Genomic DNA, 24714 nt, shown 5'->3' on the forward strand with positions numbered 1-24714 from the left:
GATTCCGAACTGATACCACTGGCGTGCCGGCGGCGAGAGCGCCGGCGCCGTCGGCGCACGACTTCCGGGGACACATCATGTTTCAGCATCGGGCGGCGCAAGCCGTGAGCGGTTCGTACCTCTGCGGCGCCTTGGGGCGCGGATTTCGCGTGCTGGGGATGCTGGTTCTGCTGGCACTGCTGCTGCCGTCGCTGGCAGTGGCCCAGACCAGCCCGCCGTCCACGCTTTGCCCGACCCTGAGCATGTCGGTCGCCCACGGGGCCTCGCAAACGCTCAATGTCGATCACTGCCATACCGGGTTCGGCATAGGCACCGTCGGCACCGCGCCCGCGCACGGCTCGGTTTCGATCGCCAACTTTCCCAGCAGCATCACCTACACCCACGTGGGCGGCTCGAACGTCGCCACCAGCGATTTCTTCAGCGTCCGCGATGAGGACGGAAACTGGATGTCGGTATCGGTGACCATCGCGGCACCGACCTCGGCCATTTCCATCGAACCGTCAACTTTGCCCGAGATGTTCGCAGGCACCGCTTTCAGCCAGCAGCTCAGCGCCACAGGCGGCACGGCGCCATACACGTACTCCATCACCGGTGGCGCGCTCCCGCCCGGACTGACGATGACGTCGGCAGGCCTCATTTCCGGCACCCCCACCCAGCGCGGCGACGCGAGCTTCACCGTCGGCGTGGTCGATGCCGTGAGTGATACGGGCAGCCGCGGCTACACCGTAAGCGTCGCGGGGGGCACGCTTTCGGTGTCGCCCAACCCGCCGCCGAGCGGATTCACTGGTCGGGCCTACTCGCAATCGTTCACCGCATCCGGCGGCGTTGCGCCCTACACCCTCGAATGGGAAGCCGATCCGGGCAAGCCGTTGCCGCCTGGGCTTAGCTTCAGCGGCACGACACTGAGCGGGACGCCGACCACAGTCGGCAACTACACGTTTGGCATCCGGGTCACCGATTCGAGCACCGGTACGGGGACTTGGTTCCAGGTCGTCGACGTATCGATGACGGTGAGCGCGCCACCGACGATCACCGTCGACCCGGCCACGCTGCCGGGCGCCACGGTTGGTGCTGCCTACAGCCAGACCGTGACCGGCGGAGGCGGCACCGCGCCTTATACCTTCGCGGTGACGGCAGGCGCCTTGCCGGCGGGACTCGTGCTTGCGTCCACCACGGGCGTGATAAGCGGAACTCCCACGGCGGGAGGCAGCTTCAACTTCACGATAACCGCCACCGACGCCGATGCATTCAGCGGCTCGCGCTCCTACGCATTCACCGTGGCCGCGGCCACTGTCGCGCTGGCGCCGGCGACGCTTCCTGCGGCCACCGTAGGCGCCAGCTACAGCCAAGGGGTTAACGCCAGCGGTGGCACCGCGCCATACACGTACGCCGTGAGCGCGGGCGCATTGCCTGCAGGGCTGACACTCGCCAGCGACGGCTCGCTCACGGGAACCGCATCTGCCGGAGGCAGCTTCAACTTCACCGTGACCGCAACCGACAGCAGCACTGGCACCGGTCCGTTTACAGGTGGCCAAGCCTACGCGTTTACCGTGTCCGCACCGACGGTGACGATCGCGCCTACGACGCTTCCCTCGGCTACAGTCGGCGCCGCCTACAGCGAATCGATCACCGCCAGCGGCGGCACCGCGCCGTACACGTATGCCGTTACCACGGGTATGTTGCCCGCGGGCTTGACGCTGGGAAGCGGCGGCCTCCTCAGCGGCACAGCGACCGAGTCGGGCGCCTTCAGCTTCACGGTGACTGCCACCGACAGCAGCACCGGCACCGGTCCCTTCAACGGCAGCCGGGCCTATTCGTTCACTGTGACCGCGCCCACTGTGACGGTGGCGCCGACGACATTGCCTGATGCCATGGTGGGCGATGCCTACAACGAAACCGTGACGGCAAGCGGGGGAACCGCTCCGTACGTGTTCACCGTCACCGCGGGCGCATTGCCTGCCGGCCTGAACCTGGCGTCGAACGGCACCTTGTCCGGTACGCCCACGGCACCGGGCTCCTCCAGCTTCACCGTCACCGCCACCGACAGCAGTGGCGGTACCGGGCCATTCGCCGGCAGCCAAGCCTATTCCGTGGCGGTCACCGAACTCGCACCGGTCGCCAATCCGGTTTCGGCGACAGTGGCCTACGGCAGCGGCGCCAACGTGATCGCCCTCGACATCGGCGGCGGCGCCCCGAGCTCGGTCGCCGTGGCCAGCGCAGCGACAAATGGCACGGCCGTCGCCTCCGGCACGACCATCAGCTACCAGCCCGACGCCGGGTTTTCCGGAACCGACAGCTTCACCTACACCGCAACCAACTCCGCAGGCACCTCGGCTGCGGCGGCCGTGTCGATTACCGTGTCCGCGCCGACGATCACCGTCAGTGCGAACGATCCGCTGTCCACTCCGGTCGGCACGGCGTACACCCAGACCTTCACCTGGTCCGGTGGCGCCGCGCCCTATAGCGGCTACACGGTCACTGGGCTCCCGGCCGGCTTGGTGATCAGCGCATCAACCACCACCAGCGTGACTGTGTCCGGCACGCCAACGGAGGCCGGCACGTTCGTGCTGGCGGCCACCGCAACCGACAGCAGCACCGGCAGCGGACCCTTCGCCCACTCCGGGGACTTCTCGCTGCAGGTCACCGCGGCGACACCGGTCCTCTCTCCCGCTGCGGGCGTCCTGACCGCCGGCTATGCCACCGCGTACAGCCAGATCTTTTCCGCAAGCGGCGGCGTTGCGCCGTACACCTTCAGCATGAGCGGAGCCTTGCCTGCGGGACTCGTGTTCGACACCGGCAGCGGCACGCTTTCGGGCACGCCGACGCAGTCCGGCAGCTTCCCGATCTCCGTTGCGGTCACCGACAGTTCCACCGGTGCGGGTGCGCCGTTCTCGACTTCCAACGCGTACACGCTCGAGATTGCCGCGCCCACCTTGCTCGTCACTCCGGCCACCTTGCCGGAAGGCACGACTGGTGCGGCCTACAGCCAGACCATCGCCGCCAGCGGCGGCGTCGCGCCATACACCTTCAGTCTTTCCGCGGGTACGTTGCCGGCCGGGCTGACGCTGGCGGCAGATGGTGATCTGGCGGGTACACCGACCGCGGCGGGCACGTTCAACCTCGACGTCACGGTCAGCGACAGCGCCGCTACACCATCGACGACGACGCGTGGCTACGCGCTTGTGATCGGCGCACCGCTGATCACCGTCGCGCCATCGGCGCTTGCCGACGCGACCGCCGGTGCCGCGTACAGCCAGACCTTCACCGCCAGCGGGGGCACAGGTGCCTACACCTTCGCCGTCAGCGCCGGAGCGCTGCCTGCGGGATTGGTGCTGTCGACTGCTGGCGAATTGACCGGCACGCCCACGGCGCCCGGCGACTTTGGGTTCAATGTCACCGCGATCGACAGTCTCGGGTTTGGCGGTAGCGCGACCTACACGCTGCGCGTGACCCAGGCAGCGCCGGTGGCGGCGGATGACAGCGCCGAAACCGGCGCGGGGGAGGCTGTCACCGTTGCAGTCACCGCCAACGACGAAGGCGACATCGACTCCATCGCCATGGCGATGGAGTCGAGTCACGGCACCGCCGTGGTGTCCGGACTGGCGATCATTTACACGCCCGCAGCAGGCCATGTCGGCAGCGACAGCTTCAAATACCGCGCCACCGGGCCGGGAGGCACGTCGGGAGATGCCACGGTAACGATCACGATCGATGCTGGCGCGGTCCCGCAGGGCATAGCACAGGCGCTGACCACGCTGGCCGGGCAGGCAGTGACGCTGCACGCGGCTGACGGCGCCGGCGGCGGTCCCTTCACGGGCGTCACGGTGGTGAGCGCGCCTGCCATCGGCACCCTCACCATCGCAGGCACCGAGCTTCATTACACACCGCCGGCGGATGCATCTGGTCCTGTCTCGGTGGGCTACACGCTGGAGAACGCCTTTGGCTCCTCGGCACTGATCACGTCGACCATCACCGTCAACCCGTTGCCCGTGCCGGCCTCCTCGGAGGTCGAGACGGTGGCTGGCGTGCCGGTGCAGATCGAGCTGACCACGGGCGCGACCGGCGGTCCGTTCACCGGCGCCGAGGTGGTGTCGCTTTCGCCCGCGTCCTCGGGCACTGCGACCATCGCAGCAAGCGGCAGCGGCGCCAGCGCGATGTTCCGCATGACCTTCGCCCCCGCGCCGGATTTCACCGGCACGGCCACGGTCTCCTTCAACCTGAGCAACGAATTCGCGACCTCCCAAGCCGCGACGGTGACAATAAATGTCGCGGCGCGACCGGATCCAGCGGCCGACGCGGAGGTGCTCGGTGTGCTCAATGCGCAGGCGGATACCACGCGACGTTTCGCCACGGCTCAGATCGGTAACTTCCAGCAGCGACTCCGCGCCATGCACGACGGCGGCGCCAATGGGGCCCGCTTCAGTAACCAGCTGACGTTCGTCGTCGACCGCAGTTGCAATGATGCGGTGTACCCCGGCAGCGGGCGCAGCTGTGCCAACGCGCGGCCCGCGGACGAACAGGCGACGGTGAGCGAATCGGCGGCGGAGACGACAGAAGCCACGGCCTTTGCGACCTGGACCGGCGGTGCGCTTGGCAGTGGCGACCGTGATCGCCGCAACGGCAGCAGTGCGCTGTCGTTCGAGACCAGCGGAGTGAGTGCGGGCGCGGATTACCGGGCGACCCAAGCCTTCGCGTTCGGCGCCGGGATCGGCTACGGCCGCGACCGCACCGACGTGGGCGAGAATGGCAGCCGCAGCGATGGCGACAGCCGCGCCGTTGCGCTATACGCAAGCTGGCACCCGGGCGATGCGTTGTTCCTCGACGGATTGGTCGGCTATCAGTGGATGTCGTTCGACATCCACCGCCACGTCGCGGCCAACGACGCCGTGGTGCAGGGCGAGCGCGACGGCACCCAATGGTTCGCGTCCATCTCTGCTGGGCTCGACCACCATCGCGGGCACCTGAGCGTCTCGCCATACGCGCGCCTGGATCTCTCCCGCGCCCGACTGGACGGTTACACCGAGCTTGGCGACCCGTTGTACGCCCTCCGCTACGAATGGCAGGACGTCGATGCCACGACCGGCAATCTCGGTCTGGACCTCGACTACCGGAAGCCAATGAGCTGGGGCACGTTCGCGCCGCAGTTGCGGCTGGAATACCAGCACGACTTCCAGGGCGATGGCACGGCAACACTTCGCTATGCCGACCTGCTGGCCGGCCCGGTGTTCCGCGCCGATCTCAACGGCTTTGATCGCAACCGCTTCATGATGGGCTTTGGCGCTGCGTTCTACTTGCAACGCGACCTGACCCTGCGACTGGAATACCGCAGCCTGTTCGGTAGCGACGACGAGCAATCGCTGCTGTTCAACCTGGAAAAGAAGTACTGAGTCGGCGGGGTCGTCCGGCGTTCAGCGCCGGGCGACCTCGATGTCGACCCCGCTCACCAGCCAGTCATCAGGTTCGGCCGACACCGCGCGACGCCCAGGTGCGGAGATCCAGATCGCTGCCCCTGCCAAGGCGACACACGCACCTGGTGCTCGCCCTCCGGGGTGCCGCTCGGAAGGCTGAAGTGAATTGAGCTGGTTCGGAATTGAGTCGTAAGCATATCCGAGGAGCAGTGTCGGCTTCTGGAGGAGAATAGGCGTGCCGCCCGAGTGGTCGCTTCTGGCCGAGCGCCCATTTGCTAAGCCTCGGTCTGCTCAGATATCTCTAGGGCGTCGTCGACCTCAATCCCCAGATAGCGAGCCGTGCTTTCGAGCTTGGTATGGCCGAGGAGCAACTGCACGGCCCGAATATTTCGGGTCCGGCGATAGATGAGCGCGGCCTTGGTTCGCCGCATGGTATGCGTTCCGTAGGAGCCGCTGTCGCGCCCGATCTCAGCTACCCATCGGTGGACGATTCGAGCGTATTGCCGTGTAGATAGGTGCGGTGAACTGCCAGATCGGCTTGGAAACACGAAATCCGAGCCGCGTAGCCCTGACTGCCTGTTCCACGCCTGGATCGCGTCCCGGCTCAACTCGGTTATCTCGAACTGCACCGGTCGGTATGTCTTCCGCTTCATCCGCAACACTCCTGCTGCCTTCGCAGCTAGTCAGGTGTTGCATTGATCGTATGAAACCGCCACCCGAAGCGGACATTGCAGATCATCAGAGCAAGCCGTTCGCTGCCAGAGCGAGAGCGAGAGCGAGAGCGGGTACAGGAGCGCGACATTCCGAGCCGAGACAGGAGTTCTGCCGAAGCAGAGCGTTTGCCGAATCCGGGCCGGTTGCGAGTCCGGTTTGCGAGCCTGCGCGGTGGTCTCGAGAAGCTGATGGTGATCAACGCATAACGGTATGCGCAGTGGATGTGCCGTGGAGCATATCTCCCGGGGTAGATGGGCATATGACGGCGCCGGTAGGGCGGTCCCGTTCGCTCCACAGGTTGGCTGCTTTTTTACCGGCTAGTCCGGTAGTTGCTTCAATCCTCCAAGTTCCGTCCCCAGAGGCAGGCTAGGATATGCTTCTGATCCGTTTTGGGGGGAGAGAAGTCGGGATGAAACAGGTCAAGGGACTGTTGCTGGGGATCGCTTTGGGAGTAGCAACCCTACCGACGCACGCATTACCTGCGGTGGGCGAGGCGCCGCCGGACTCACTTGGCGTAACGCCTAAAGGAGAAGAAATTCGGATCAGCGATCGGCGGGGTAAGGTCGTGGTGGTAGCCTTCTGGGCATCTTGGTGCGGCTATTGCCGTAAACAGTTACCAGTTCTGGAAGCGATACAGCAAGCGGCGGGTCGCGAGCGGCTGGAAGTGGTACTGGTCAACTTCAAGGAGCCGCCACGGACATACCGCGAGATCGTCCGCAAGCTCAAGCGGGCTACGCTTACCCTGACTCACGACCGCGACGGCACAATCTCGGACGCCTACACGGTCGACTCGGTCCCCCGGCTATTCATGATAGACAAGGCTGGGCGCGTGGGCTGGACCCATTACGGTTATTCGGAAGAAAACCTTCCTAAGATCGGAGCCGCTGTGGACCGTCTGTTGGCCGAGCCGTGGCAACCTGAAGAAGCCACTCCGGTCGCCGCATCCCAAGGTACCTGAGCAGGCGCGAAGACTTAATCCACGTGCTCAGGTGCGGGCCAAGCATCGTCGGCACCAAGATTCGACACGCGAAGTGTCGAGTCACAGTTGTCAAGTGCTCGAAGCCTAATTGCTTTCAAGGCGCGGAGCTTTGTGCAAGCAGATCTATCATTGTCCGCCGAAAGCGGTCGCGTACGTGCGACATCTGCTTTCGACCCGAACGAGGCAGCCGTGAGAGCTCCGCTTCTGGAAGCGTGTCCCCTTCCCCACTGACGGGCGCAACTTGCGGTGACAGCAGAACGAACGACGGGCTTGAGTTCTCAGGGACGTGGTTCAACTACCCTCATGGTGAGCAACTGGTGCAGTTGCCCGATCATCCACGACAGGGTTACGCAACCCGTGCCGGCCATGATCCACGGCAGCGCGCCGCCAGCCGAAGCTTGCTGCACTGCTCGCCACCATTGCCCACCGTAGAGCGCGGTCACGATGACCGAAGCGGCTGCAAGGACAAGCAAGAGGCCACGGAACAGCGCACGCTCGATCCCCGCCTCCCGACGGGCGACCTGCTCCACAACCCCGGCGACGAAATCAGCTGGCGGCTCACGACGGGGAGCGCGGATCACGGCCAGCGCCACCCGGCGGTAGCTTTCCGCTGCCGGGTCCATCGGGTCCTTTCCAGGACCACGCGCTGCACGCATGCCGCGCTCCTGGGTTTCCCACTCGTGATCATCAATGGGAGGCGCCTGCTTGCCGTTCATACGGGAACCCCTATGCGCGTTTCCAGGAGGCTCCGCAGGCGTTTGCGGCTGCGGAACAGGTGGCTTTTGATGGTGCCCTCTGCAAGCCCGGTGACCTGTGCGATCTCGCCGATCGGCATCTCCTCCAGGTGGTAGAGCGTGAGCAGGGTGCGCTGTAACGGCGGCAGGGCCTCGATGGCGGAATGCAGGTGCATGTTGATCTCCTCGTCCGACGCGGTCGCCTCCAGGTCAACGCCGTCGCTGAGCGACTCTTCAAGGCCCGGACCATCCTCGTCATTGCACTTCTCGACGATCGGAATGCGTTTTCGCTCCAGGTGTCGCCTGGCGACCGAGTAGGCAACCTGTGCAATCCATGATTTCAGTGCGCTGTCGCCACGGTACTGATGGAGGGAGCGATGTATGCGGAGGAATACTTCCTGGCACAGCTCGCGCGTGTCATCGGGGTGGCGGACCATGCGATCCACCACATGCCAGCACAGGCCCTGGTACTCGCGCACCAGGCGTTCGAACGCGCCCGGCTTGCCTGCCAGCACGGCATCGGCGAGCGTCCGGTCGGTGGTCAGGACGTCGGTGGAAGGGGAGTCGGGTACGGGCATCGGACATAGGGATACGCCGGGCGGCGTGGCGGTTGCAAGCAGGGGACCGCAACCGCCGAGCCCCTCGGCGTATCTCCTCTGCCGAACCCACTACGGATACGCGCCATGGACTTCGCCCTCCTCATCCCCATTGTCCTGTTCGTCTGCATCGCCTACGCCATCAAGGTGACGGTCGATGCCTATACACGCAGGCGGATCATCGAGTCGCGCGGCTCCGAGGAGCTGGTGAGCTCCTTGCTCGATGGCGACGCCCGACGGCGGCGCCAAGGTTCGCTGCACTGGGGATGCGTGCTGCTTGCGCTGGCGGTCGGATTTGGACTGGTGGAGCTGGTCGGGGCGAACGACGTCACGCCGGGTGTCGTTGCACTGCTGCTGGGCGCCACCGGGCTTGGCAACCTGGCGTACTACGTGCTGGAGCGTCGGTTGAAGCAGCCATGACGGCAGCCCTCCCGTGTCCAGACGCCGGCCCCACTGCCCTCAGCAAGGAAACCCCATGAACCACCTGGCCGCAATAGTGGTTGCCGTCACGGCGGCCGCATCCACTCCGACGATGGCCGGACCCTTCCCGGATCTCGACGGGCTGGCCGACCTCATCCATGAGACGCATGACGCTACCGCGCATCCTTTCGGCACGGCGGTGGCCGTCGTCAAGGACGGCGAGGTCATCTACGAGGGCTATTTCGGCTTCCGGGACATCAAGCGACAGGCGCCGGTGACCCGCGATACGGTCTTCTACATCGCCTCGGCGACCAAGCCCTTCGTGGCACTGAACGCACTGCTGAAAGAGCAAGAAGGGCAGCTGGATACGAGCACTTCAGTGCGGCAGATGTTTCCCGATCTCCGCTTCGCGGGCTTTGATCCGGAAGACGTGACCATCAGGGACCTGCTTGTCCACACCTCCGGCATCGACAATCCCGCGCTGGTCTGGGCGACCGCATTCAGCGGGGTGCACGACGCGCAATCTCGGCGCCGCCTCGTCGCGGCGTCCCGACCGCACGAGGAGGCGGCGCGGGGAGCGTTCGAGTACACCAATGTGGGCTACAACATCCTCAGCGTCTGGCTGGATGAGCGCTTCGGGATGTCCTGGCAGGACCAGCTGGACAACACGCTCTTCGAGCCACTGGGCATGCAGCGCACGTCGGCCCGTATGAGCGAGGCTTCGATGAAGGGCTGGCCGCTCGCAGAACCCTATTCGTTTGCCAGTGCGGAACCGGACGAGCCGCTGTATCTGGTCAAGACCGACAACACCATGCACGCGGCCGGTGGCATGGTCTCCACCGCGCCGGATCTGGCGAAGTTCCTGGTGGCCCAGCTTTCATCCGGCGTGCCGGGTGACCATCCGGTTTTGCCGGCCGCCTTGATAGACCGCTCGCATGTGCCCCAGGTGACGCTCGAATCCAGCTATCTGGACTTCCGGCGCACGGGCTATGCGTGGGGCTGGTACACCGGTGAGTACAAGCACAGGACGATGCTGCATCACTTCGGCGGATTCGCGGGATTCCACGCGCATTTGTCCTTCATGCCGGACGAGAACATCGGGCTGGTGGTCCTGAACAACGACGACTTCCTGGGTGCGCGCCTGACGAACCTGATCGCTGACCATGTGTATGGCGTCCTTCTGGAACAACCGGGGATACAGTCAGGCGTGGCGAAACGATTCGACGAGCTCCGGATAAAAGCCGTGGAATTTCGGGGTTCGGCGCAGGAGCACCTAAAAGAGATCAGGGCGCGTGCGTGGAATCTTTCCCGGCCGCGTGTGGCATATGCCGGTACCTACTCGAACGATCTTCTGGGCGAGATGACGGTCGCATCGAGCGATGACCAGGAGATGCTCATCCGCTGGGGGCGGTTGCTGACAACGGCGACCGGCCATGAGCAGGAGGACCATGTCCGTGTCGAGCTTGCACCAAACTCGGGCAAGGTTCTTCGCTTCCAGGTCAACGGCGGAAGCGTCGAAGCCCTTGTGTTCGACGGGATCGAGTTTGTCAGAGCACCTTAGGTGTACATGGTGACTCGCACTCATGCGGTCCTCGGCGATCGCCCTGGAGGGGCAGCTCGTGGCCGTAAGCGGTCGCGGGCATGGCCCGCTCCTACAAAAGCATCGATCGCGGGTGGCGGGCTCCCGCAGGATCAGACAGTCCTTCACGCAACGCGCCGCAACGAAAAAGCCCCGCATCGGCGGGGCTTTTTTGCTGACGCCATCGGGCGGCGTTTATTCCTTGGCAGCAGCCTTCTTGGCCACTTTCTTGGCCGGCGCCTTGGTGGCGGTCCGGGTGGTGGTGGTCTTCTTCGCCACCGGTGCGGCCGGGGTGCCGGCGGTCTTGCTCACGGCCTTGCGGGCGTTGCCGTAGCTGGAATTGAAACGCTTGCCCTTGGCGGTCTTGCGGTCGCCTTTGCCCATGGTCGTGCTCCTGAAAAAACAGTGTCTAAAGAGGTCGCGCGGCTGCGCGCGAGGCTGCGAAGCCTAGCATATCCGGGGCTCGCAGCGGGTCAGCGGCGTGTGGCGTGGGTCAGGCGCAGGTTGATCAGGTGGGCCGCCGCCAGCGCCAGGCCGCCGATGGTCATCATCACCACGTGGGTCATGGTGTGGTCGTGCAGCGCGGTGAACGAAGCCACCCACACCAGCAGCAGCCCGGGCACCAGCAGCACCCAGGCATGGAAGGCGCGATGGCGGCGGTAGCCCAGGCCCAGCGTGGTCGCGCCCAGCAGCGAGGCGAACACCACGAACGCCTGGTCGAAGTCGATCCAGCCGCCGATCTTCAGCCCGAGCGCCGGTATCAAGCCCAGCAACACCGGCAGCAAGGCGCAATGCACGGCGCAGAGGAACGAAGCGGCGAAACCGACGCGGTCGGCAGTGCGTAGGGTCTGGGATGGGGGCATGGCTGGAGGCACGACGCTCAAGGGGGTGCGGAACGACTTGAAACAATATAACATTTCGATTCGTCTCCGTAGTGTAGCCCTTCTTCATGAATTCGTCTTTCATCCGACGCGACTGCGCTCCACGCGCCGCACTCCAGCGCGCCCCGCTGTATCTCGCCCTGCTGGCTGTCTCCCCGGTGCTCTGGGCCCAGGAGGACCCGCGCCACACCGAGGCGACCGACCTGGATGCGGTGGTGGTGCGGGCCAGCCCATTGGCGCGCACCGCCGAGGATCTCGCCCGCCCGGTCGAAGTGCTGGCCGGCGAACGGCTCGATGCGGCCAAGGCCAGCTCGCTCGGCGAGACCGTGAACAAGCTGCCGGGCGTGCAGTCGTCGTACTTCGGTCCCGGCGTCGGCCGGCCGGTCATCCGCGGGTTCGATGGCGCGCGCGTGCAGGTGCTCAGCGATGGGCTCAGTTCCGGCGACGTGTCGACCGTCAGCGTCGATCACGCGGTCACGGTCGAGCCGTTCCTGGCCAACCAGATCGAGGTCCTGAAGGGCCCGGCGACCCTGCTGTACGGCAGCGGCGCGATCGGCGGCGCGGTCAACGTGGTCGACGGCCGCATCCCCGAGCTCACCACCCTGCAACCGCTGGAAGGCCGCGCCGAGCTGCGCGCCGGCACGGTCAACGACGAGCGCACCGGCATGGCCCGGCTCGATGGCACCTCGGCGTCGGGCAATCTCGTGTTCCATTTCGACGCGCTGCATCGCGAGACCGGTGACTACGAGATTCCCGGTTTTGCCGAGAGCGCGGCGCTGCTGGCGTCCGAAGGCGAGACGCCGGACCCCGACGAGCAGGGCGTGCTTCCGAACAGCGCGTTGCGCACCGACAGCGGCGCGCTCGGCCTGTCCTGGGTCGGCGACCGCGGCTTCATCGGCGTCGGCGCCAGCTTGTTCAACACGCGCTACGGCGTGCCAGGCCATGCCGAACACGAAGAGCACGGCGATGAAGACGAGGAGGAGCACGAGGAAGAAGAGGAAGAAGGCCATGGCGAGGAAGGCGCGGTCCGCATCGTCATGGACCAGCGCCGCAGCGAGATCCGCGGCGGCCTGAACGACCTCGGTACGCTCGGGGGGGCACTCCAATCACTGCGGATAAAGCTCGCCAACACCGTCTATACCCACACCGAATTCGAGGGCGACGAAGTCGGCACCGTGTTCGACAACGACAGCATCGAGGCGCGGTTGGAACTGGTGCACCAGCCGCTGGCGGGCTGGGACGGCGCGCTCGGTGCGCAGTTCTCGCAGCGCGATTTCCTGGCGATCGGCGCGGAGGCGTTCGTGCCCGGCTCCGAGTCACGCGACACCGGCGTATTCTGGATCGGCGAGCGCCGGCTGTTTGACGGCGCAAACGGCGGCGCGATGGTCGAACTGGGCGCGCGCCACGACCGCAACCGGGTCGATGTCGACGATGCCACCGCGATCGGGCCGGACCGCGCGTTCGAGACCATCAGCGCCTCGGCCGCGTTGCGCTGGAACATCAGCGAGCCGTTCCACGTCTCGATCGGACTCGATCGGGCACAGCGCTCGCCGACCGCCGAGGAGCTGTATTCCAACGGCCTGCACGTCGCCACCGGCAGCATCGAGTTGGGCAACCCGCGGCTCGACGTGGAGACCGCCAACCGCGCCGAGTTCGGCCTGCACTGGCACACCGGCCCGCTGCGCGTCGGCGCGCAGGTCTACCACGTGCGCTTCGACGACTTCGTCTACCTGGCCGACACCGGCACCGCCGACGATGGCCTGCCGGTGCGGGTGTGGACCCAGGACGATGCGCGCTTCAACGGCGCCGAGGCCGAGGTCGACTGGACCTTCGCCGACAACGACAGCGGCGCCTGGGCAGTGCGCGTGTTCGGCGATGTGGTCCGCGCCGAGCTGACCGGCAGCGGCACGCGGCCGCTCGATGTCTCGGTCCCGCATGGCGACCGCACCGACGATTACACGGTCGATCTCACGCGTGGCGGAAACCTGCCGCGCATCGCGCCGTCGCGGCTGGGCGGCGAGCTGCGCTGGGAACACGGTCCGCTGCGCGCCTCGCTGGGCGCGGTGCGTTACGCGCGCCAGGATGACGTCGCCGCCTTCGAGACCGCGACGGCGGGCTACACCCTGGTCGACGCGCACCTCGCCTGGCATATCGACCGCAGCGGCGGCAACGCGTGGGAGGTGTTCCTGGACGGCAGCAACCTGCTCGACGAGGAGGCGCGCGTGCATACCTCGTTCCTCAAGGACCTGGCGCCGTTGCCGGGGCGTGGGGTGGCGTTCGGGGTGCGGGCGTTCTTCTGAACCACAATCGCCGCGGCAGGCCCCCGAAACCGTAGGAGCGGCTTCAGCCGCGACCCGTTGTCTCCTGTAGGAGCGACGTGAGTCGCGACCGCGCAGGTTCGGATGCTTGCGCGGTCGCGACTCACGTCGCTCCTACAGCTCCGGCGCGCTTGCTCGCTTCGCACAAGCAGCACACAACCCATGCACTTCCAATGTCTGCGCCTGCGGCACGAAGCCCAGCGCGCGCGCACGCTGGTCGAGTGCATCGACGATCTGCTCGTCCTCCAACTCGGTCGCGCAATGGCAGCGGTCGCAGATCAGGAACGGCACCGCGTGCTGCTCACCGCCGGGGTGGTGGCAACCGACGAACGCGTTGATCGAGGCGAGCTTGTGGATGAAGCCGTGCTCGAGCAGGAAGTCGAGCGCGCGGTACACCGTCGGCGGCGCGGCGGCGTCATGGGTTTCCTTCATCTGGTCGAGCAGTTCGTAGGCCTTGAGCGGCCGGTCGGCATCGCCGATCAGCCGCAGCGCGTGGGCGCGGATCGGGGTCAGCCGCAGGCCGCGCTGCTCGCAGGCCCGCTCCACTTCCTGCACGTAGGCGGCGCCGTCGTGGACGTGGTGGTGCGGGTCGGTGCAGGCGTGGTCTTCACTCATTGCAGGTGGCCTCCAAGGGGCTCATCCGGCGGCGGGAATCTTGCCCAGGGCGGTGTCGATGCGTTGCAGGGCCTGCGCCTGGCCGGCGAGATACACGGTGTGCGAGATGTCGGGACTGACCTGGGTGCCGGTGATCGCCACGCGCAGCGGCTGGGCGACCTTGCCCATGCCCAGCCCCAGCGCCTCGGCGGTCTCGTGCAGCGCGCCCGCCACCGCCTCTGCGCTCCAGGCGGGAAGGCGCGCGAGGCGTTCGCGCGCACCGGCCAGCGGCGCCTGGGCGCCCGCGTTGAGGTGCTTGGCGACGGCGGCATCGTCGTACTGCTCGATCGGGCGGTACCAGACCGCCGCGCGCTCGGCCATGTCCTTCAGCGTCTGCACGCGATCGCGCAGCGCGATCACCACATCGGCCGGCGCCGGGCCGCTGGCGAGGTCGAAGCCGTTGTTTTCCAGATGCCACACCAGGTGCGTTGCGACCTCGGCCGGGTCGTCGGCCTTCAGGTATTGCTGGTTGAGCCAGCCGAGCTTGGCGGTATCGAAGCGCGCGGCCGACTGGTTGACGTCCTCGATCCGGAACAGCCGCACCATGTCCTCGACCGAAAAGATCTCCTGGTCACCGTGCGACCAGCCCAGCCGCACCAGGTAGTTCAGCAGTGCGTGCGGCAGGTAGCCATCGTCGCGGTACTGCATCACCCCGACCGCGCCGTGGCGCTTGGACAGCTTGGTGCCGTCGGCGCCGAGGATCATCGGCAGGTGGGCGAACGCCGGCACCGGGGCGCCGAGCGCCTGGTACAGGTTCACCTGGCGCGGGGTGTTGTTGACGTGGTCGTCGCCGCGGATCACATCGGTGATCCGCATGTCCAGGTCATCGACCACGACCGCGAAGTTGTAGGTCGGAAAACCGTCCGAGCGGATCAGCACCAGGTCGTCGAGCTCGGTGTTGCTCCAGACGATGCGGCCCTTGACCTTGTCCTCGAACGCGACCTCGCCCGCCAGCGGGTTCTTGAAGCGGATGACCTTGTTGGGGTCGTCGCGGTCGGGCAGGCCCAGGTCGCGCGCGCGGCCGTCGTAGCGCGGCTTGTTGCCGGCGGCCTGCGCCGCTTCGCGCATCGCGTCGATCTCCTCGCGCGACTCGTACGCGTAATAGGCCTTGCCGGCCTGGACCAGCTCGCTGGCGACCTGGCGGTAGCGCTCAAAGCGGTGGGTCTGGTAGATCGGACCTTCGTCGGCGTCCAACCCGAGCCAGCGCATGCCGTCGATGATCGCCTGCACCGCCGCGTCGGTACTGCGCTCGCGGTCGGTGTCCTCAACGCGCAGGATGAACTGGCCGCCTCGGCGACGCGCCTCCAACCAGCAATACAGCGCAGTGCGCGCACCGCCGATGTGCAGGTAGCCGGTGGGACTGGGGGCGAAACGGGTGCGGCAGGACATGCGGTGGCGCTCGATAACGACAATGCGCGATTTTACCGCGTAGAGCCGAGCTTGCTCGGCTGCGCCTCTCCCACCTTCCCGCAGCCGAGCAAGCTCGGCTCTACGCCGAAGGAAGTCCCATCAACAGCGGATATCGGAGGACAATGCCGCCATGCCCACCCTCTTCATCTCCGACCTGCACCTGGACGCCGAGCGCCCGCAGATCACTGGCCTGTTCGAGCGCTTCCTGCGTGACCAGGCCCGTAGCGCCGAGGCCTTGTACATCCTGGGTGACCTGTTCGAGGCCTGGGTCGGCGACGATGATCCCTCCGAGACCGGCGCGCGCGTCGCAGCCGGGCTGGGCGCGCTGCGCGAGGCCGGGGTGCCGGTGTATTTCATCCGCGGCAACCGTGATTTCCTGCTCGGGCTGGACTACGCGCGCCGCGCCGGGATGACCATTCTGCCGGACCCGGCGGTGGTGATGCTGTACGGCCGGCCGACCCTGCTGATGCACGGCGATACCTTGTGCACCGACGATGTCGCCTACCAGCATTTCCGCGTGCAGACGCGGAATCCGCAGTGGCAGGCGGAGTTCCTGGCGCAACCGCTGGCCGCGCGGCTCGCGTTCGCGCAGCAGGCGCGCGCGGCGAGCCAGGCCCACCAGTCGGGGCTGCAATCGCAAGGGACCATGGAGGCGATCACCGACGTCGCGCCGGCCACGGTCGAAGGCACATTGGCGCAGTTCGGCATCGACACCCTGATCCACGGGCATACCCATCGGCCGGCGGTGCATGAGCTCGAGATTGCCGGTACCCCATGCCGAAGGATTGTGCTGGGGGACTGGTACGAGCAGGGCTCTGTGCTGCGGATCGATGCAACCGGCGCTCGCCTGGAGGTCTTGTAGGAGCGGGCCATGCCCGCGACCGGAGATTCGCTGCGGCGTAATCGCGCCCATGGGGCGCTCCTACAAAAGCCGGCGCGGTCTTGTAGGAGCGGGCCATGCCCGCGACCGGGAGTGCGCGGCGGCGGGCATCGCGCCCATGGGGCGCTCCTACAAAGAACGGATCAGCGTGCGGCGAGTTGCTGCAGCATCGCCAGCTCCCGCTCGTCGAACCCGGCGGCGCTGCGCGCCTCAAGGTTGAACGGACCGCGGAGGGCGGTGCGTGCATATTCGCCCAGCAACTCGCGGAACTTCATGGCCGGGTCGGCGCCTTCGCGCTCGCAATACCAGCGGAACCAGCGTGAACCGGCGGCCACGTGCGCAACTTCCTCACGCAGGATCAGCTCAAGAATCGTGACCGTGGCGTGGTCGCCGAGGCCGTGCAGCCTGGCGATCATCCCCGGGGTGACATCCAGCCCGCGCGCTTCCAGCACCCGCGGCACCAGCGCCATGCGGGCCAGCCCGTCATGCGCGGTTTTCTCGGCCATCTCCCACAGCCCGTTGTGGGCATCGAAATCGCCGTAGTCGAAGCCCAGCTGCCGCAGGCGCTCGCGCAGCAGCATGAAATGGCGCGCCTCATCAAAGGCGACGCCGACCCAGTCCGCATGGAACGCCTGCGGCAACCCGCGGAAGCGGTAGACCGCGTCCCAGGCCAGGTCGATCGCGTTGAACTCGATATGCGCGATCGCATGCACGAACGCGGCGCGGCCTTCGTCGGTGCCAAGGCCGCGTTTGGGCAACTCGCGCGGGTGCACCAGCCTGGGCCGCTGTGGCCGGCCGGGCATGCCGATCGACTCCGGCGGCGGCGCATCGTCGGGGATCGCCAGCTCGCCACGGGCGAAGGCCTCGGCGGCGGCGAAGGTCGCGCTGACCTTGGCCTCCGGCGTGGCGGCATCGAGACAGGTGCGGGCGGCGTCGAACAGCGATGGATGCATCACAAGCTTTTGTAGGAGCGGCTTCAGCCGCGATGGAAATGACGCGTTGCGCCTGAAAGGGCATGCTCTCGTCTACTGTAGGAGCGACGTAAGTCGCGACCCGCAGGACACGGGAAACCACGCAGGTCGCGACTTACGTCGCTCCTACCATCGGACTGCGCGCTCTGGCCCGAGCCTGGGCAACCGACTCTGGTTCGCGGCTGAAGCCGCTCCTACGAACGATGGTTACGAGGCCCGGCGCGTGGTCTTGGCTTCGTCGGACCGCAGGCGCTTGATGCGCTCGAAATAGTCGGCCTCGGTGCCGGTCACGTAGTGGCCGTTGAAGCACGAGGCATCGAAATGTTCGATGCGGTCCTTGGGCCCGGAGACTGCGTGCTCCAGGTCCGCCAGGTCCTGGTAGATCAGCCAGTCGCAGCCGAGCAGGGCCTGCACTTCCTCGTCGGTGCGATCGTGCGCGATGAGCTCGTCGACCGAGGGCATGTCGATGCCGTAGATGTTCGGGTGCCGGACCGGCGGGGCGGCCGAAGCCAGGTACACCTTGCGCGCGCCGGCATCGCGCGCCATCTGCACGATCTGGCGCGAGGTGGTGCCGCGCACGATCGAGTCATCGACCAGCAGCACCACCCGGTTGCGGAACTCCAGCGGGATCGGGTTGAGCTTGCGGCGCACCGATTTGGCCCGTTCGCCCTGGCCCGGCATGATGAAGGTGCGGCCGATGTAGCGGTTCTTGATGAAGCCTTCGCGGTACTTCACACCGAGCGTGAGCGCCATCTCCAGCGCCGAATCGCGCGAGGTGTCGGGGATCGGGATCACCACGTCGATGTCGTGGTCCGGGCGCAGCCGCAGGATCTTCTCGCCCAGGGTCACGCCCATGCGCATGCGCGCCTTGTGCACCGAGATGTCGTCCATCATCGAGTCCGGCCGGGCGAAGTACACGTACTCGAAGATGCACGGTGTGTGTGCACGCGGTTCGGCGCACTGGCGGCTGTGCAACTGGCCGTCCTCGGTGATCAGGATGCCCTCGCCGGGGCCCACGTCGCGCACCCGCTCGAAACCGATCAGGTCCAGCGCCACCGATTCGGACGCCACCGCGTACTCGTCGTGCCCGCCGCTGTTGCGCTTGCCCAGCACCAGCGGACGGATGCCGTGCGGATCACGGATCGCGACCAGGCCCAGGCCCAGCACGGTCGCCACCGCGGTGTAGCCGCCCACGCACCGGCGGTGCACGCCCTCGATCGCCTTGAACACCGCATCCGGGGTCAGCACCCGCTGGGTGTCGAGCTCGTGCGCGAACACGTTCAGCAGCACCTCGGAGTCGGAGTCGGTGCTGATGTTGCGGCGGTCCTGCTCGAATATTTCCAGGCGCAGCGCATCGGTGTTGATCAGGTTGCCGTTGTGCGCCAGCGCGATGCCGAACGGCGAGTTGACGTAGAACGGCTGGGCCTCGTCCAGGCCTTCGCTGCCGGCGGTCGGATAGCGGCAGTGGCCGATGCCCATGTGGCCCTGCAGCACGCGCATGGCCTTCTCGCCGAACACCTCGCTGACCAGCCCGCTGCCCTTGTGCACGCGCAGCTTGCTGCCATCGGCGGTGGCGATGCCGGCCGCGTCCTGGCCGCGATGCTGCAGCACCGTAAGGCCATCGTACAGTTGCGTCGCGACGTGGCTGCTGCCGACGATTCCGATAATGCCGCACATGGGATTAAGTCCTGACCGTGGTCGATTGAGTGTGTCGTAACGGTGTCAGGCGCCTGCTGGCACCGGTAACACCGAGTCGTTGCCGCTGTCGGGCGACGCACTTGCGCCGCCGCTGAAATCCACCTGCGCCGCGACGCCGTCGGGCAGCCACGCGCGCAGCCATTGCGCCCCCGGCACGAATACCGGCACCACCCGCGAGTGGCGCCATTGCGATTCGCGCGGCATCGAGGTCAGCCCGAGCAGCAGCACCAGCGCGCAGGCGACGAACACGCCGCGCGCCACGCCAAGGCCCAGGCCCAGCAGCCGGTCCGGGCCGGACAGTCCGACCGAATGCACCAGCTTGCGCACCAGCCACCCGACGGCCCCGACCACCAGCAACACGCCGATGAAGCTCAGCGCATAACCGGCGAGCAACTGCCCCGCACCCGGTTCGCCACCGCCGGCGAGCAGCACCGCCGCCTGCGCGCCGAAGCGGAATGCCGCCCAGGCCGCCAGCACCCAAGCGGCCAGCGAGGCCAGCACGCCGACGAAGCCGCGCATCAGGCCCAGCAAGGCCGACACCGCGACGATCGCCAGCAGCACCCAGTCCAGCGCCATCATCCGCGCACCGCCGACACCGCCGCCTCGCCATCGTGCGCGCGAGGCCCGCATGAGCACACCCGGCGCACCGTCAAGGGTGCGAACGGACCAGGCCGCTTACGCCCAGCCGCGCCGCCAATTGCGCCTTCATCTGTTCGGCGTCACCGCGATCGGCGACCGGTCCGGCGACCACGCGGGTCAGGGTGCCCTGCTCGGTCCGCACCGTCTGCAGGAACGTGGTGAAGCCGGCGGCGCGCGCGCGATCGCGCAGCTTGCCGGCCTCGGCCGTGTTGCTGAATGCGCCCAACTGCACCGCGAAGCCGACGTCCGCGGCGGCTGCCGGCGTGGCTGATGGCTGTGCTGGTAGTGACTGGGCGACACGCTCGGCGGAGTCGTCGGCCTCAGGCAGTGCCTTTGCCACCGAATCCGGCGCCGCACCCTCGTCTGCGCCCGTGGCGTCGGCAACGCCCTCGGAGGGGTCCACCGTGTCGCTGGCGGCATCGAGCGTGACCACCCGCGCGCCGACATCGTCGCGCACGTGCGCCGCGCGCAGGCGCGCCGCTTCGGCCTCGGCCCGCGAGCCATAAGGGCCGATGCGCACGCGATGGAGCGTGCGATCGCCGCTGCCGACGGTGGTTTCCTGATAGCCCGGCAACTGCGAGGCGCGCAGCGCATCCACCACGCGCTCGGCATCCGAAGCACTGGCGTAGCTGCCGAAGCTCACCGCGTGATCGCCGCCCGCGGTTGGCGGCGGCATCATGCCGCCGGTGGCGCCGGCCTGGTCGGCGGTGGTGTCTATGGTCGGCAGTACACCTCCGCTGGCCGGCTGACCGGAGCGCAAGCCGGTCACGCCGTCGGCGCCGGCGGCGCCCGGGGTCACCAGCGGCAGCTCACGGGTCTCGTATGCGCCCTGCGGCGGATCGGGCAACTGCATCGGGACGTCGGACACGCCGCTTTCCGGGGCCGGATCCTTGATCAGCATCGGCAGGAAAATCACCGCCAGCGCGACCAGCACCGAGGCACCGATCAATCGCTGTTTCAGGGCAGGTTCCATCGGCTGCTACATACCTCGTGCGGATGCCGCGTCGAATTATACCCGCCGGCGGGCGCGCGCCGGGCGCTGTACCGGCGGACTGTTCAGTGTCCGGCGAGTACCGCCAGCGCCCTGGCCGCGGTGCGGAACGAACCGAATACGAGGATGCGATCGCCAGGCGTGGCCGCCGCCCTGGCCGCCGCCAGCGCGTGCTCGACATTGGAATGCCGCCGCGCATCGGCCGCGGCCGTGCCGGCCAGCCGTTGCACCAGCGCATCGGCCGTGGTGCCGCGGGCGTCCGCGTCGGCCAGACCGGCGACGTGCCAGGCGTCGATGCGCCCCTGCAGCGCCGCCACCACGCCCGCCACGTCCTTGTCGCCGAGCGCGGCGAACACCGCCCGGGTGCGGCCGGCGACCGGCGTCGCGGCCAGCCACGCCGCCAGCTCGCGCGCGGCCTGCGGGTTGTGGCCGACATCGACCACCACCTCGACCCCGTCGCATTCGAAGCGCTGCAGGCGGCCGGGCACATGCGCATTCGCCACGCCCTGCCCGATCGCGCTGTCCGGCAGGTCCAGATCCAGCGCACGCAGCGCCGCGATCGCAGTGGCGGCGTTGCGCAACTGTGCGGGCGCGGCCAGTTGCGGCAGCGGCAACTCGATCTCATGGCCGATCTCGTGCCAGCGCCAGCCGCCGCGGTCGTGCCGCTCGAAGAAGAAATCGCAGCCGGCCCGGACCGCCGAGGCGCCGATCGCATAGGCATGGCGCAGCACGCTGGAAGGCGGGTCGTCGTCACCCAGCACCAGCGGTTTCCAGCGGCGCGCGATCCCGGCTTTCTCCAGGCCAATCGCTTCGCGGTCCTGGCCGAGGTAGTCCTGGTGGTCGAGGTCGACGGTGGTGATCACCGCAACGTCGGGATCGACCAGGTTGGTCGCATCCAGCCGCCCGCCGAGACCGACTTCCAGCACCGCCAGGTCCAGCTGTGCCCGTTCGAACAGCCACAGCGCGGCCAGCGTGCCGTACTCGAAATAGGTCAGCGGCACCTCGCCGCGCGCAGCTTCGATCGCCTCGAACGCGGTCACCAGCTCGGCGTCGCCGACATCGACGCCATCGATCCGCACGCGCTCGTTGTAGGCCAGCAGGTGCGGCGAGGTATACGTGGCGACTTTGTATCCCGCCGCGCGCGTGATCGCTTCGATGAATGCGACGGTCGAGCCCTTGCCGTTGGTGCCGCCGACGGTGACCACGCGCCGCGCCGGACGGCCCAGGTGCAGGCGATCGGCGACCTCGCGGATCCGCTCCAGGCCCATGTCGATCGATCTGGGGTGGATCCGCTCGATGTAGGCGAGCCAATCGGGAAGCGAACGGGTCATGGGCAGCGGGCGATGCGGGGCCGGACATTATCGCCGCTCCGTCGCAGCGCGTTTTGTAGGAGCGGCTTCAGCCGCGAGCTTTTTGTGGCCCGCCGCGTCGATGCATTCCACGTTGCAGGATCGAGGCCTGGTCGTGCGGCAACAGGGGCAGACGATTCTGGTTCGCGGCTGAAGCCGCTCCTACAGGGCGCGGTGCACCGCTTCGCCGAACAGGGCGGTGTGGTGGCTGCAGTCGTTGAGGCGGACCACCTCGAGGTGGTCGATATCCGCGCCCTCGAGCAGGTTCAGCGTGGTCGGCGCCTGGCGGAAGCTCCACAGGCGCGACAGAGGAATGCCGAGCACGCGGCACAGCAGGACCCGGTTGACCGCGTCGTGGGCGACCAGCAGCAGTGTGTCGTCGCTGCCCAGACCCTCGCAGGCGCGCGCCAGTGCGGGCCAGGCGCGATCGATCACCTGTTGCAGCGATTCGCCGTCTGGCATCCGCACGGTGTCGGGGGTGTCGCGCCAGGCGAGCAGGCGGTCGGGGTCACGTGCGTGGATATCGCTGGCGAGCAGGCCCTCCCAGGTGCCGTGGGCGATTTCCATCAAGCCGGCATCGGTGGTCAGGATCGCCGCCCGGTCGCCCAGGGCGAGCTCGGCGGTACGCCGCGCGCGCGAAAGCGGCGAGGCCACCGCATGGCTGATCGCGACCTCGCGCAGGCGTTCACCCAACGCGCGGGCCTGCGCCTCGCCGACCGGTGACAGCGCGATGTCCTCCTGGCCCTGGTAGCGGCCTTCGGCGTTCCACGGGGTTTCGCCGTGGCGGGCGAGCATGATCTTCATCGGCTACGAATCCTCGATTTCATCATCCGGCCTGCGCAGGAAAGACCTGGCTTCACCTGCGGCAATGCGGCGTAAAACGACTCAGACCTGCTGCAGCGAGAGGATGCCGGGCGTCGCCCGCAACGCGACCAGTTGCTCGTCCTCGACCGGTCGGTCGACCGTGATCGCCGCCCTCGCCTCGCCGTGGCCGGCCGCGCCGAGTGCGAAATTGACGATGTTGACCCCCGCCGTGCCGAGTTGCGAGCCGACCAGGCCGATCATGCCGGGGCGGTCCTCGTTGCGCATCAGCAGCACGTGCGCCTGCGGGTCGAACTCGATCTCGACCCCGTCCAGCCGCACCACGCGCGGGCCGCGGTGCAGGGTCGCCTCGATTTCGCGGGTGCGCGTCTCGCCCTCGACCTTCAGCCGCAGCAGGCGGTCGAAGCCGTCACCGTCGCCGCCCAGCGTTTCGGCCACGGTGAGGCCACGCGCGGCGGCTTCCTGCAGCGCGTTGACCGGAGTGACCCGGCCCGACGCGGTGCCGAGCAGGGCCGCGACCAGCAGGCGGGTCAGCGGCCGCGTGTCGAGCGCGTCAGTGCGGCCGGCGTAGGTGATGTGCAGCCGCGTAGGCGCCGGCACCAGGCGCGCGGCCAATCGGCCCAGCGACGACATCAACGGAATCCACGGACCGACCTCGCGCGCGGCCTGTGCCGTCAGCGGCGGCAGGTTGACGCAGCCGGCAACCGCGCCGGTCCCGACGAAGTCCAGGATCTGCCGCGCCAGGATCGTGCTGACCGCCTGTTGCGCCTCGCTGGTGGATGCGCCCAGGTGCGGGGTCAGGATCAGCTTGGGGTTGCTCCGCAGCGGCGAGTCTGGCTGCAGCGGCTCGGTGGCGAAGGTGTCCAGCGCAGCCCCGGCGAGATGGCCTTCCTCGAGCAGCCGCAGCAATGCGGCCTCGTCGAGCAGGCCGCCGCGCGCGGCGTTGATGATGTAGCCGCCGGGCTTCATCGCGCGCATGCGTGCCTCCGACAGCAGGTTGGTGGTCTCCCGGGTGCGCGGGATATGCAGGGTGAGGATGTCGGCCCAGGCCAGCAGCTCGTCGAGGGTCTTCAGCGCCACGCTGCCGTTGCCCGCGGCCGATGCCGGCAGGAACGGATCGTGCGCGGCGACCTCCATGCCGATGCCCTGGGCCTTGCGCGCGACCGTGCCGCCGATACGGCCCAGGCCGATCACGCCGAGCTTCTTGCCCTCCAGCTCGAAGCCGGTCAGGCCGGCCTTGGGCCATTGCCCCGCCTTCATGCCGGCGTCGGCGCGCGGGATGTGGCGGGCCAGCGCGAACAGCAGCGAGATGGCGTGTTCGGCCGCGGCCAGGGTGTTGCCGTCGGGCGCGTTCATCACCGCGATGCCGCGGGTGGTCGCGGCCTCGACATCGATGGTGTCGACCCCGGCGCCGGCGCGGCCGATCACGCGCAGATGTGGGGCGGCGGCGATCGCCTCGGCAGTGACCGGCGTGGCCGAGCGCACCAGCAGCACGTCGACCCCGTCGAGCGCCCGGGCCAGCGCAGCCGGATCCTTGATCGGATCGGAAACCGCGACCTCCCAGTCCGCTTGGCGGAACAGGGCCAGGCCGTCGTCATGGATGCCATCGCAAGCCAGTACTTTCATCGCAAAGCTCCTGCCGTGGGGAAACGGGTGCGGAGCTTGCCAGCC

20 protein-coding genes are annotated in these 24714 nt (G+C 67.7%); 6 read left to right on the forward strand and 14 right to left on the reverse strand.

The genetic code is table 11. The features are described 5' to 3' along the window. The first annotated feature begins 77 nt into the window (after nucleotides 1-77). On the forward strand, nucleotides 78-5387 hold the full coding sequence (locus ACJQWM_RS10425; protein ID WP_411306810.1) for a putative Ig domain-containing protein: 5310 nt from the start codon (nucleotides 78-80) through the stop codon (nucleotides 5385-5387). Between the two features lie 296 nt (nucleotides 5388-5683). Here the strand turns inward: ACJQWM_RS10425 and ACJQWM_RS10430 are convergent, their stop codons facing one another. Beyond that, nucleotides 5684-6061 (reverse strand): tyrosine-type recombinase/integrase, encoded by a 378-nt coding sequence (locus ACJQWM_RS10430; protein WP_332702775.1) that lies wholly within the window; start codon nucleotides 6059-6061, stop codon nucleotides 5684-5686. A 470-nt stretch (nucleotides 6062-6531) separates the two neighbouring features. Here ACJQWM_RS10430 and ACJQWM_RS10435 point away from each other — a divergent pair, with 470 nt between their 5' ends. After that, complete coding sequence (locus ACJQWM_RS10435) at nucleotides 6532-7080, forward strand: TlpA family protein disulfide reductase (RefSeq protein WP_332702778.1); 549 nt, start codon at nucleotides 6532-6534, stop codon at nucleotides 7078-7080. A 299-nt stretch (nucleotides 7081-7379) separates the two neighbouring features. Here the strand turns inward: ACJQWM_RS10435 and ACJQWM_RS10440 are convergent, their stop codons facing one another. Together ACJQWM_RS10440 and ACJQWM_RS10445 are read right to left on the reverse strand one after the other, a co-directional pair. Next, on the reverse strand, nucleotides 7380-7817 hold the full coding sequence (locus tag ACJQWM_RS10440; RefSeq protein WP_332702781.1) for a hypothetical protein: 438 nt from the start codon (nucleotides 7815-7817) through the stop codon (nucleotides 7380-7382). Beyond that, nucleotides 7814-8413, reverse strand: coding sequence for an RNA polymerase sigma factor (locus ACJQWM_RS10445; protein ID WP_332702784.1), 600 nt, complete (start codon nucleotides 8411-8413; stop codon nucleotides 7814-7816). The genes ACJQWM_RS10440 and ACJQWM_RS10445 overlap by 4 nt, the downstream gene beginning before the upstream one ends. 105 nt (nucleotides 8414-8518) lie before the next feature. Here ACJQWM_RS10445 and ACJQWM_RS10450 point away from each other — a divergent pair, with 105 nt between their 5' ends. Next, nucleotides 8519-8851 (forward strand): hypothetical protein, encoded by a 333-nt coding sequence (locus ACJQWM_RS10450; protein WP_332702787.1) that lies wholly within the window; start codon nucleotides 8519-8521, stop codon nucleotides 8849-8851. Between the two features lie 55 nt (nucleotides 8852-8906). Then, nucleotides 8907-10412, forward strand: coding sequence for a serine hydrolase domain-containing protein (locus tag ACJQWM_RS10455; RefSeq protein ID WP_332702790.1), 1506 nt, complete (start codon nucleotides 8907-8909; stop codon nucleotides 10410-10412). Between the two features lie 213 nt (nucleotides 10413-10625). Here ACJQWM_RS10455 and ACJQWM_RS10460 read toward each other — a convergent pair whose 3' ends face one another. Both ACJQWM_RS10460 and ACJQWM_RS10465 read right to left on the reverse strand, forming a co-directional pair. Beyond that, the gene (locus tag ACJQWM_RS10460) at nucleotides 10626-10814 is read right to left on the reverse strand and encodes a 30S ribosomal protein THX (protein ID WP_332702793.1); all 189 of its coding nucleotides are present in this window, start codon (nucleotides 10812-10814) and stop codon (nucleotides 10626-10628) included. An 89-nt stretch (nucleotides 10815-10903) separates the two neighbouring features. Then, the gene (locus ACJQWM_RS10465) at nucleotides 10904-11293 is read right to left on the reverse strand and encodes a MerC domain-containing protein (RefSeq protein ID WP_330970106.1); all 390 of its coding nucleotides are present in this window, start codon (nucleotides 11291-11293) and stop codon (nucleotides 10904-10906) included. Between the two features lie 86 nt (nucleotides 11294-11379). Here ACJQWM_RS10465 and ACJQWM_RS10470 point away from each other — a divergent pair, with 86 nt between their 5' ends. Further along, nucleotides 11380-13611, forward strand: a complete 2232-nt coding sequence (locus ACJQWM_RS10470) for a TonB-dependent receptor (protein ID WP_332702797.1) — start codon at nucleotides 11380-11382, stop codon at nucleotides 13609-13611. Between the two features lie 132 nt (nucleotides 13612-13743). Here the strand turns inward: ACJQWM_RS10470 and ACJQWM_RS10475 are convergent, their stop codons facing one another. Continuing rightward, nucleotides 13744-14244: a transcriptional repressor gene (locus ACJQWM_RS10475; RefSeq protein ID WP_332702800.1), complete on the reverse strand. Its 501-nt coding sequence runs from the start codon at nucleotides 14242-14244 to the stop codon at nucleotides 13744-13746. Nucleotides 14245-14265: 21 nt separating this feature from the next. Further along, on the reverse strand, nucleotides 14266-15672 hold the full coding sequence (gltX, locus tag ACJQWM_RS10480) for a glutamate--tRNA ligase (RefSeq protein ID WP_332702803.1): 1407 nt from the start codon (nucleotides 15670-15672) through the stop codon (nucleotides 14266-14268). A gap of 151 nt (nucleotides 15673-15823) precedes the next feature. Between gltX and lpxH the strand changes: the two genes are divergently transcribed. Further along, nucleotides 15824-16555 (forward strand): UDP-2,3-diacylglucosamine diphosphatase, encoded by a 732-nt coding sequence (gene lpxH, locus ACJQWM_RS10485; RefSeq protein ID WP_332702806.1) that lies wholly within the window; start codon nucleotides 15824-15826, stop codon nucleotides 16553-16555. 161 nt (nucleotides 16556-16716) lie between these two features. Here lpxH and ACJQWM_RS10490 read toward each other — a convergent pair whose 3' ends face one another. The 7 genes from ACJQWM_RS10490 to serA form a co-directional block, all read right to left on the reverse strand. After that, entirely contained in the window at nucleotides 16717-17526 is an 810-nt protein-coding gene (locus ACJQWM_RS10490) for a ferritin-like domain-containing protein (RefSeq protein WP_332702809.1), read from the reverse strand. A 225-nt stretch (nucleotides 17527-17751) separates the two neighbouring features. Continuing rightward, nucleotides 17752-19221, reverse strand: coding sequence for an amidophosphoribosyltransferase (gene purF, locus ACJQWM_RS10495; RefSeq protein ID WP_332702812.1), 1470 nt, complete (start codon nucleotides 19219-19221; stop codon nucleotides 17752-17754). Nucleotides 19222-19266: 45 nt separating this feature from the next. Beyond that, on the reverse strand, nucleotides 19267-19818 hold the full coding sequence (locus ACJQWM_RS10500; RefSeq protein WP_411306811.1) for a CvpA family protein: 552 nt from the start codon (nucleotides 19816-19818) through the stop codon (nucleotides 19267-19269). 73 nt (nucleotides 19819-19891) lie between these two features. Further along, the gene (locus ACJQWM_RS10505; protein WP_332702818.1) at nucleotides 19892-20854 is read right to left on the reverse strand and encodes an SPOR domain-containing protein; all 963 of its coding nucleotides are present in this window, start codon (nucleotides 20852-20854) and stop codon (nucleotides 19892-19894) included. A gap of 83 nt (nucleotides 20855-20937) precedes the next feature. Then, complete coding sequence (gene folC, locus ACJQWM_RS10510; RefSeq protein WP_411306814.1) at nucleotides 20938-22209, reverse strand: bifunctional tetrahydrofolate synthase/dihydrofolate synthase; 1272 nt, start codon at nucleotides 22207-22209, stop codon at nucleotides 20938-20940. A 174-nt stretch (nucleotides 22210-22383) separates the two neighbouring features. Beyond that, the gene (locus ACJQWM_RS10515) at nucleotides 22384-23025 is read right to left on the reverse strand and encodes a histidine phosphatase family protein (protein WP_332702824.1); all 642 of its coding nucleotides are present in this window, start codon (nucleotides 23023-23025) and stop codon (nucleotides 22384-22386) included. Nucleotides 23026-23106: 81 nt separating this feature from the next. Next, nucleotides 23107-24669: a phosphoglycerate dehydrogenase gene (gene serA / locus ACJQWM_RS10520; protein WP_332702827.1), complete on the reverse strand. Its 1563-nt coding sequence runs from the start codon at nucleotides 24667-24669 to the stop codon at nucleotides 23107-23109. Nucleotides 24670-24714: the final 45 nt, after the last annotated feature.

It is taken from the genome of Novilysobacter longmucuonensis, assembly GCF_046600735.1.
GTDB classification, from domain to species: domain Bacteria; phylum Pseudomonadota; class Gammaproteobacteria; order Xanthomonadales; family Xanthomonadaceae; genus Novilysobacter_A; species Novilysobacter_A longmucuonensis.

Excerpts from the sequence above, each read along its gene's own strand:
- ACJQWM_RS10450 (WP_332702787.1), top strand. The coding sequence starts at position 8,519 with ATGGACTTCGCCCTCCTCATCCCCATTGTCCTGTTCGTCTGCATCGCC.
- ACJQWM_RS10470 (WP_332702797.1), top strand. The coding sequence starts at position 11,380 with ATGAATTCGTCTTTCATCCGACGCGACTGCGCTCCACGCGCCGCACTC.
- ACJQWM_RS10505 (WP_332702818.1), bottom strand. The coding sequence starts at position 20,854 with ATGGAACCTGCCCTGAAACAGCGATTGATCGGTGCCTCGGTGCTGGTC.
- serA (WP_332702827.1), bottom strand. The coding sequence starts at position 24,669 with ATGAAAGTACTGGCTTGCGATGGCATCCATGACGACGGCCTGGCCCTG.
- ACJQWM_RS10515 (WP_332702824.1), bottom strand. The coding sequence starts at position 23,025 with ATGAAGATCATGCTCGCCCGCCACGGCGAAACCCCGTGGAACGCCGAA.
- ACJQWM_RS10455 (WP_332702790.1), top strand. The coding sequence starts at position 8,907 with ATGAACCACCTGGCCGCAATAGTGGTTGCCGTCACGGCGGCCGCATCC.
- gltX (WP_332702803.1), bottom strand. The coding sequence starts at position 15,672 with ATGTCCTGCCGCACCCGTTTCGCCCCCAGTCCCACCGGCTACCTGCAC.
- ACJQWM_RS10465 (WP_330970106.1), bottom strand. The coding sequence starts at position 11,293 with ATGCCCCCATCCCAGACCCTACGCACTGCCGACCGCGTCGGTTTCGCC.
- ACJQWM_RS10475 (WP_332702800.1), bottom strand. The coding sequence starts at position 14,244 with ATGAGTGAAGACCACGCCTGCACCGACCCGCACCACCACGTCCACGAC.
- ACJQWM_RS10445 (WP_332702784.1), bottom strand. The coding sequence starts at position 8,413 with ATGCCCGTACCCGACTCCCCTTCCACCGACGTCCTGACCACCGACCGG.
- ACJQWM_RS10500 (WP_411306811.1), bottom strand. The coding sequence starts at position 19,818 with ATGGCGCTGGACTGGGTGCTGCTGGCGATCGTCGCGGTGTCGGCCTTG.
- purF (WP_332702812.1), bottom strand. The coding sequence starts at position 19,221 with ATGTGCGGCATTATCGGAATCGTCGGCAGCAGCCACGTCGCGACGCAA.
- ACJQWM_RS10490 (WP_332702809.1), bottom strand. The coding sequence starts at position 17,526 with ATGCATCCATCGCTGTTCGACGCCGCCCGCACCTGTCTCGATGCCGCC.
- ACJQWM_RS10430 (WP_332702775.1), bottom strand. The coding sequence starts at position 6,061 with ATGAAGCGGAAGACATACCGACCGGTGCAGTTCGAGATAACCGAGTTG.
- ACJQWM_RS10460 (WP_332702793.1), bottom strand. The coding sequence starts at position 10,814 with ATGGGCAAAGGCGACCGCAAGACCGCCAAGGGCAAGCGTTTCAATTCC.
- ACJQWM_RS10435 (WP_332702778.1), top strand. The coding sequence starts at position 6,532 with ATGAAACAGGTCAAGGGACTGTTGCTGGGGATCGCTTTGGGAGTAGCA.
- lpxH (WP_332702806.1), top strand. The coding sequence starts at position 15,824 with ATGCCCACCCTCTTCATCTCCGACCTGCACCTGGACGCCGAGCGCCCG.
- ACJQWM_RS10425 (WP_411306810.1), top strand. The coding sequence starts at position 78 with ATGTTTCAGCATCGGGCGGCGCAAGCCGTGAGCGGTTCGTACCTCTGC.
- ACJQWM_RS10440 (WP_332702781.1), bottom strand. The coding sequence starts at position 7,817 with ATGAACGGCAAGCAGGCGCCTCCCATTGATGATCACGAGTGGGAAACC.